We start from the raw sequence: 7,071 nt of genomic DNA, 5'->3' as shown, positions 1-7,071 counted from the left end.
GTCGGAGGTTCGAATCCTCCCGGATGCACCATTCTTTAATAAGAATGGCAAATCGCGAAATTTGATATCAGAATTACAGCAGTAATCCCGATGCATCCGTAGCTCAGCTGGATAGAGTACTCGGCTACGAACCGAGCGGTCGGAGGTTCGAATCCTCCCGGATGCACCATATTCTCCTTAGCAACAGCGACGACGATGTTGTATGGTCTGCGAAATTATCGCCAGCACCAGGGAGGATAACGTTGCGTAAGCAACGGCCCGTAGGGCGAGGCGCAGCCGAGTAATCCTCCCGGATGCACCATATTCTCCTTAGTAACAGCAACATTGTTGTTATCTGGTTTGCGAAACCATCGTAAGTGCCAGGAGAGTAACCCCGCAGTAAAATAGCTTTCCCGATGCATCCGTAGCTCAGCTGGATAGAGTACTCGGCTACGAACCGAGCGGTCGGAGGTTCGAATCCTCCCGGATGCACCATATTCTCCTTAATAACAGCGACGACGTTGTTTTATGGTCTGCGAAATCATCGCCAGCACCAGGGGGGATAATGTTGCGTAAGCAACGGCCCAAAGGGCGAGGCGTAGCCGAGTCATCCTCCCGGATGCACCATATTCTCCTCAGTAACAACGACGATGTTGTTGCGTAGGCTGCGAAATTATCGCAGCACCCGTTCTGAATGCATAATCTTCACTCTTCTCTCACCATCCCGATTACCTCGTTTTCCATCACTGGCTTCATCCTGACTTTTTTATTGGCAAGACGCGCTTTCCACTATAATTTATCCTTGTATATCAGCGTTATCAGGCTGAGATAAATGCAAGGAGAGAAATCCATGAAATGGTTCAAAGCAATACCTGCTTTTTGCGCGACGCTGCTGGTAACGACGGCCCTCGCTGGCTGTGCGGGATCGGCTACAAAGGAGAGTACGGGCGGCTATATTGACGATACCGTGGTGACCACCAAGGTGAAAACGGCGCTCTTTAACGATAAAGACATTAAGTCCTCAGAAATTAGCGTCCAGACCTTTAAAGGCCGCGTCCAGCTGAGCGGATTTGTCTCCTCCGCGGAGAGCGCTAAACGAGCCGTAGAAGTCACACGCCGAGTGCAGGGCGTGCGAATGGTCGAGAACGATCTGCGTATTAAATAAGGCTGGTTATCCGGCCTAATGTTTGGGGGCGCCTGAGGGCGCCTTTGTCGTCTGCGCCGCTGGCCGCGACAACGGCGGGCTTTTGCGTTACAGTAATCATTCCCAAACCGGTTGGTGAGAAGACAATGTACGAAGGTTACGCAGGACTGATCTTTGATATGGATGGCACCATTCTCGATACCGAGCCGACCCATCGGCAGGCATGGAACGAGGTATTGGGCCGCTACGGTATGCGTTTCGACGAACAGGCGATGGTCGCGCTCAATGGCTCACCAACCTGGCGAATCGCCCAGGCGATTATCGAACTCAACCAGGCCGATCTCGATCCACATCGCCTGGCGCAGGAAAAAACCCAGGCCGTCAAAGCGATGCTGCTGGACAGCGTACGCCCGTTGCCGCTGATTGAGGTGGTTAAGGCATGGCACGGCCGTCGCCCGATGTCGGTGGGAACCGGCAGCGAGAGCGCCGTCGCCGAAGCGCTGCTGGCGCACCTGGGGCTGCGTCATTACTTCTCCGCGGTGGTGGCGGCCGATCATGTGGTCAACCATAAACCCGCGCCCGATACCTTCCTGCTGTGCGCCGAGCGCATGGGCGTCGCGCCGGAAAAATGCGTCGTCTTCGAAGATGCCGACTTTGGTCTGCAGGCGGCGAAGCGCGCGGGAATGGACGCAGTTGACGTGCGTTTGCTGTGAGCGACGCGCTGTCACTCACCTCGCTGTTTGCCAGTAGCTTTTTAAGCGCCACGCTGCTCCCCGGCAATTCGGAGGTTGTGCTGGTGGCTATGCTACTTGCGGGGGTCAGTCATCCGTGGTGGTTAGTATTAATAGCAACAATCGGCAATAGCCTTGGAGGGGTAACTAACGTTATTCTGGGGCGCTTGTTTCCGCTGCGCAAAACCTCGCGCTGGCAGGAGCGGGCGGCCGGCTGGCTTAAGCGCTACGGCGCGGTCACGCTCTTACTGAGCTGGGCGCCGGTTGTCGGCGATTTACTGTGTTTGCTGGCGGGATGGATGCGCATTTCCTGGGGACCGGTACTCTTTTTCTTATGCCTTGGTAAGGCGCTGCGCTATATCGCTATTGCGGCAGCGACGCTTCAGGGCATGACGTGGTGGCACTAATTGGACTGACAGTTCATCCATTACAATTATGCTTATTCAAACGATTTCGACAGGCGGGAGGTCAAATTGATCCCGGACGTATCACAGGCGCTGGCCTGGCTGGAAAAACATCCGCAGGCTCTGCAGGGTATTCAACGTGGTCTGGAGCGGGAAACGCTGCGCGTGAACGCAGACGGCACCCTTGCAACGACCGGTCACCCTCCGGCGTTAGGCTCAGCGCTGACGCATAAATGGATTACCACCGATTTTGCCGAAGCTTTACTTGAGTTCATTACGCCAGTAGATGGCGATATTGAGCATATGCTGACCTTTATGCGCGATGTCCATCGCTATACCGCGCGTCAGCTTGGCGACGAGCGGATGTGGCCGCTGAGTATGCCATGCTATATCGCCCCCGGTCAGGATATTGAGCTGGCGCAGTACGGCACCTCTAACGTGGGGCGCCTGAAAACGCTATATCGCGAGGGGCTGAAGAACCGCTATGGCGCGCTGATGCAGACTATCTCCGGCGTGCACTATAACTTCTCCCTACCGATGGCCTTCTGGCAGGCAAAATGTGGTGTGGAGGATGCCGAGAGTGGTAAAGAGGCCATTTCGGCGGGCTATTTCCGCTCAATTCGTAACTACTATCGCTTTGGCTGGGTGATCCCCTATCTGTTTGGCGCCTCGCCGGCGATTTGCTCCTCATTCCTGCAAGGCAAACCGACAACGCTGCCCTTTGAGGAAACGGGCAACGGCATGTATTACCTGCCGTATGCCACCTCGCTGCGCCTCAGCGACCTTGGTTATACCAATAAGTCGCAAAGCAATCTCGGAATTACGTTTAACGATCTGCACGAGTATGTGGCAGGATTGAAGCGGGCGATTAAAACGCCGTCGGAAGAGTACGCCAAAATCGGGCTGCAGAAAGACGGCAAGTATCTGCAGATCAACAGCAACATTCTGCAGATTGAAAATGAACTTTATGCGCCGATCCGCCCGAAACGCGTCACCCGTCGGGGCGAAACCCCGTCCGATGCGCTGTTGCGCGGTGGTATTGAGTATATCGAAGTGCGTTCGCTGGATATCAATCCGTTCTCGCCGATCGGCGTTGACGCCCAGCAGGTGCGTTTCCTCGACCTGTTTATGGTCTGGTGCGCGCTGGCCGACGCGCCGGAGATGAGCAGCGATGAGCTGCTGTGCACCCGCACCAACTGGAATCGGGTGATTCTGGAAGGGCGTAAGCCGGGCTTAACGCTGGGGATTGGCTGCGAAAGCGCGCAGTTCCCGCTGGCTCAGGTGGGCAAAGATCTGTTCCGCGATTTACGCCGCGTGGCGCAGACCCTGGACAGTATCCACGGTGGCCAGGCATATCAGCAGGTCTGCGACGAGCTGCTGGCCTGCTTTGACGATCCGGAATTAACCTTCTCAGCCCGTATTCTGCGTTCTATGATTGAAGAAGGCATTGGCGGTACCGGCCGTGCGCTTGCCGATCGTTACCGGACGCAGCTGCGCGAAGAGCCGCTGGAGATCCTGAGCGAAGACGATTTTATCGCCGAGCGCGACGCGTCGGTGGCGCGACAGAAGAAAGTGGAAGCTGAAGACAGCGAGCCGTTTGAGGCGCTGCTGGCGCGGCATGCGTAGCGCTGGAAAAGAAAAAGGCCACATCACTGTGGCCAAACTTTCATCTCTGATTCAGGGATGATGATGATAATAAATGCGCGTCTTTCATATACTGAGACTCGCGGCTGAACAAAGAGTTCATTTTATTTTAAAAAAATTCACTCCCGGAGGTGACGAATGCCGTTGTTAGATAGTTTCACAGTCGACCATACCCGAATGGAAGCCCCAGCGGTGCGTGTCGCGAAGAAAATGAACACGCCGCATGGCGATGAAATCACCGTTTTCGATCTGCGCTTCTGCGTACCGAACCAGGAAGTGATGCCGGAACGCGGTATCCACACCCTGGAGCATCTGTTCGCGGGCTTTATGCGCGATCATCTGAACGGGAATGGCGTGGAAATTATCGACATTTCGCCAATGGGCTGCCGCACCGGCTTCTATATGAGCCTGATTGGTACGCCGGACGAGCAGCGCGTCGCTGACGCCTGGAAAGCGGCGATGGCCGATGTGCTGAAGGTGAAAGATCAGAACCAGATCCCGGAGCTCAACGTCTACCAGTGCGGGACTTACACCATGCACTCGCTGGAAGAGGCCCAGGACATCGCTCGTCATATCATTGAGCGCGATGTGCGCATCAACAGCAACGACGAACTGGCGTTGCCGAAAGAAAAACTGCAGGAACTGCACATCTAGTGCTTCCGCCACGGCCCGACGCCTGTCGCCGGGCCGCTCTTCTGACGCCGCGATGACGACGACGCTTTCCTTCTCCTTTCAGCACCGCCCACTGGTGCCCTTTGCCCATGATTATGCCCACGGTGACCAGGAAGACTGGCATCAGCATGACTGCGCCCAGCTGCTGCATATACTAAGCGGCGTGGTGCGGGTCGCGACGCCGGTAGGCTACTGGGTGGTGCCGCCCGGGCGCGGCGTCTGGCTGCCGGCGGGAACGCCGCACGCGCTACGCATGACCGGCAACGTGGCGGCGCGCACCCTGTTTATCGATCCGCTGGCGCGCGCCGATCTTCCGGCGGGCTGCCAGATCGTACAGATCACGCCGCTGCTGCGGGAACTGATCGTGTCATCCCTGGCGCTGGCGGAACGCTATGCCCCCGCCAGCCGCGACGAAAGAATTTATGAACTGATCCTCGATGAGATCCGCGGGATGGCGATCCTGCCGTTTGGCCTGCCGGAGCCGCAAAGCGAAACGCTGCGTCGGCTGTGCCAGCAGGTACGCGAGGCGCCGGGCGAGGCCTGGAGCAGCGGCCAGGCGGCGAAGGCGTGCAGCATGAGCGAGCGAACCCTAAACCGCCATTTTCAGCAGCAGACTAGCCTGACGTGGAGCGAGTGGGTGCGCCGGGCGAAGCTAATGGAAGCGCTGGTGCGCCTGGCGCAGGGCCACTCCGTGCTGCGGGTGGCGCTGGAGCTGGGCTACGGTAGCCACAGCGCCTTCAGCGCCATGTTTCGTCGGGTGATGGGCGTCGCCCCCAGCGACTATTTTCGTCCCCCGGCCTGATCGGCGGCGCTGAGCGCATTGCACAGCGCCTGCAGCGAGGCGCGCGCCACGTCATTATCGATACCCACGCCCCAGTAGCTTTCTCCTTGCGGAAAAACGCAGCGGATATAGGCCACCGACCGGCTGTCGCTGCGCGCGCCGAGGGTATGCTCATGATAGTCCTTGATCATAAACGGCTGCCGAAACAGCGCGCTGAGCCCGCTGGCTGCGGCGGAGAGCAGGCCGTTGCCCTGGCCCTGCAGGCGTCGGGTTTCGCCGTGGTGACGCAGCGTTGCCTGCAGGGAAAGCTGGCCATCCTGCTGGCTGGCGCTCTGATAATCGAGCAGCGTCAGCGCCGGCTGCGCCTGCAGCCCGTAGCGCGTGCGGAACAGCTGCCACAGCGCATGGTGGGTCATCTCTTTGCCGTCGCTATCGGTGGCCTGCTGAACGTGCTGGCTGAAGTCCTGCTGCAGCCCGCGGGGCAGTTTCAGACCATGATTTTGTTCGATAAGCCAGGCGCTGCCGCTCTTCCCCGACTGGCTGTTGACGCGGATCACCGCCTCATAGCTGCAGCCTATATCCTGCGGGTCAATGGGCAGGTAGGGCATCTGCCACGGATCGCCAGGCTGACGGGCATCAAACCCTTTTTTGATCGCATCCTGATGGGAGCCGGAGAAGGCGGTGTAAGCCAGACTTCCCGCCCACGGGTGGCGCGGGTGAACGGGGATCTGGTTGCAGTTTTCCACCACCTCCACCACCCGGTTCATCTGCTCGAAGCGAAGCTCAGGGTCGATGCCCTGGCTGTAGAGGTTCATCGCCAAAGTCACCAGACAGACGTTGCCGGTGCGTTCGCCGTTGCCAAACAGGCAGCCTTCTACCCGATCGGCGCCGGCCATCACCGCCAGCTCGGCGCTGGCGACGCCGGTGCCGCGATCGTTATGCGGGTGCACGCTGATGCAGACCTCGCCGCGGCGGGAGAAGTAGCGGCAAAAATACTCGATCTGATCGGCATAGACGTTGGGGGTGTTGACTTCCACCGTCGCCGGCAGATTGACGATCATCGGTCGCTCGGCGCAGGGCTGCCAGACATCCGCCACCGCTTCGCAAATCTCAAGCGCAAACTCGGGCTCGGTGAAGCAGAAGGTTTCAGGCGAATATTCATATTGCCAGCGGGTCTCCGGCTGCTGTTCGCACTGCTGACGGATAAGCCGGGTGGCGCGGGTCGCGAGGGCGATCACCTCGGCCTTGTCCATGCCGAAAACCAGCTCGCGGAACAGCGGCGCGGTGGCATTGTAGAGGTGGACGGTAGCCCGGCGGGCGCCGCGCAGCGCCTCAAAGGTGCGCAGGATCAGCGGGTCTCGCGCCTGGGTCAGCACCTGGATGGTGACATCCTCCGGGATGCGCTGTTCGTCAATCAGCTGGCGGACAAAGTTGAAATCGGTTTGTGAGGCGGAAGGGAAGGCGACTTCAATCTCTTTAAAGCCGCACTCCAGCAGCAGATCCCAGAACTGCAGTTTGCGGGCGCTGTCCATGGGCTCCGCCAGCGCCTGGTTGCCGTCGCGCAGGTCAGTCGACAGCCAGCGCGGGGCGTGACTGATTTGCCGGTCTGGCCAGCGGCGGTCAGGCAGGGCGATCGGCGGATAGGGACGGTACTTTTCAGCAGGATGGCTCAGCATAGTGTTCTCCTTAATGGTCAGCCTTTATCCTGCCCGAGCG

The 7,071-nt window shown here is 58.6% G+C and carries 7 protein-coding genes and 2 tRNA genes; 8 read left to right on the top strand and 1 reads right to left on the bottom strand.

All coding sequences use genetic code 11. The annotated features are described in order from the left end of the window. Positions 1–92 precede the first annotated feature (92 nt). From HMPREF3140_RS07770 to HMPREF3140_RS07730, 8 genes are all read left to right on the top strand, one after another. Positions 93–169, top strand: a tRNA-Arg gene (locus HMPREF3140_RS07770). A 228-nt stretch (positions 170–397) separates the two neighbouring features. Further along, a tRNA-Arg gene (locus tag HMPREF3140_RS07760) sits at positions 398–474 on the top strand. Between the two features lie 355 nt (positions 475–829). Beyond that, positions 830–1,144 (top strand): BON domain-containing protein, encoded by a 315-nt coding sequence (locus HMPREF3140_RS07755; RefSeq protein ID WP_002914359.1) that lies wholly within the window; start codon positions 830–832, stop codon positions 1,142–1,144. A gap of 125 nt (positions 1,145–1,269) precedes the next feature. Beyond that, entirely contained in the window at positions 1,270–1,836 is a 567-nt protein-coding gene (yqaB, locus tag HMPREF3140_RS07750; RefSeq protein WP_004174701.1) for a fructose-1-phosphate/6-phosphogluconate phosphatase, read from the top strand. Beyond that, complete coding sequence (locus HMPREF3140_RS07745; protein ID WP_002914355.1) at positions 1,833–2,261, top strand: YqaA family protein; 429 nt, start codon at positions 1,833–1,835, stop codon at positions 2,259–2,261. The genes yqaB and HMPREF3140_RS07745 overlap by 4 nt, the downstream gene beginning before the upstream one ends. A gap of 66 nt (positions 2,262–2,327) precedes the next feature. Next, positions 2,328–3,884 carry a glutamate--cysteine ligase gene (gene gshA / locus HMPREF3140_RS07740; RefSeq protein ID WP_002914353.1) on the top strand — a complete coding sequence of 519 codons (1,557 nt, stop codon included), beginning with the start codon at positions 2,328–2,330 and terminating at the stop codon, positions 3,882–3,884. A gap of 156 nt (positions 3,885–4,040) precedes the next feature. Next, positions 4,041–4,556 (top strand): S-ribosylhomocysteine lyase, encoded by a 516-nt coding sequence (luxS, locus tag HMPREF3140_RS07735; protein WP_002914351.1) that lies wholly within the window; start codon positions 4,041–4,043, stop codon positions 4,554–4,556. 52 nt (positions 4,557–4,608) lie between these two features. After that, on the top strand, positions 4,609–5,376 hold the full coding sequence (locus tag HMPREF3140_RS07730; protein ID WP_004149452.1) for an AraC family transcriptional regulator: 768 nt from the start codon (positions 4,609–4,611) through the stop codon (positions 5,374–5,376). On the opposite strand, the gene leuA is transcribed toward HMPREF3140_RS07730, so the two are convergent. Next, positions 5,355–7,031, bottom strand: coding sequence for a 2-isopropylmalate synthase (gene leuA / locus HMPREF3140_RS07725; protein WP_032412191.1), 1,677 nt, complete (start codon positions 7,029–7,031; stop codon positions 5,355–5,357). The two genes, HMPREF3140_RS07730 and leuA, sit on opposite strands and share 22 nt — an antisense overlap. Between the last annotated feature and the right edge of the window lie 40 nt (positions 7,032–7,071).

Origin of the sequence: Klebsiella sp. HMSC16A12, from assembly GCF_001808265.1 — a bacterium.
GTDB lineage: Bacteria > Pseudomonadota > Gammaproteobacteria > Enterobacterales > Enterobacteriaceae > Klebsiella > Klebsiella pneumoniae.
Note: the sequence above shows the minus strand (reverse complement) of the source record. Positions and strands in the feature narration are given on the sequence as shown.

Coding starts and splice junctions, on each gene's coding strand:
- HMPREF3140_RS07730 (WP_004149452.1), top strand. CDS start 4,609: ATGACGACGACGCTTTCCTTCTCCTTTCAGCACCGCCCACTGGTGCCC.
- leuA (WP_032412191.1), bottom strand. CDS start 7,031: ATGCTGAGCCATCCTGCTGAAAAGTACCGTCCCTATCCGCCGATCGCC.
- yqaB (WP_004174701.1), top strand. CDS start 1,270: ATGTACGAAGGTTACGCAGGACTGATCTTTGATATGGATGGCACCATT.
- luxS (WP_002914351.1), top strand. CDS start 4,041: ATGCCGTTGTTAGATAGTTTCACAGTCGACCATACCCGAATGGAAGCC.
- HMPREF3140_RS07755 (WP_002914359.1), top strand. CDS start 830: ATGAAATGGTTCAAAGCAATACCTGCTTTTTGCGCGACGCTGCTGGTA.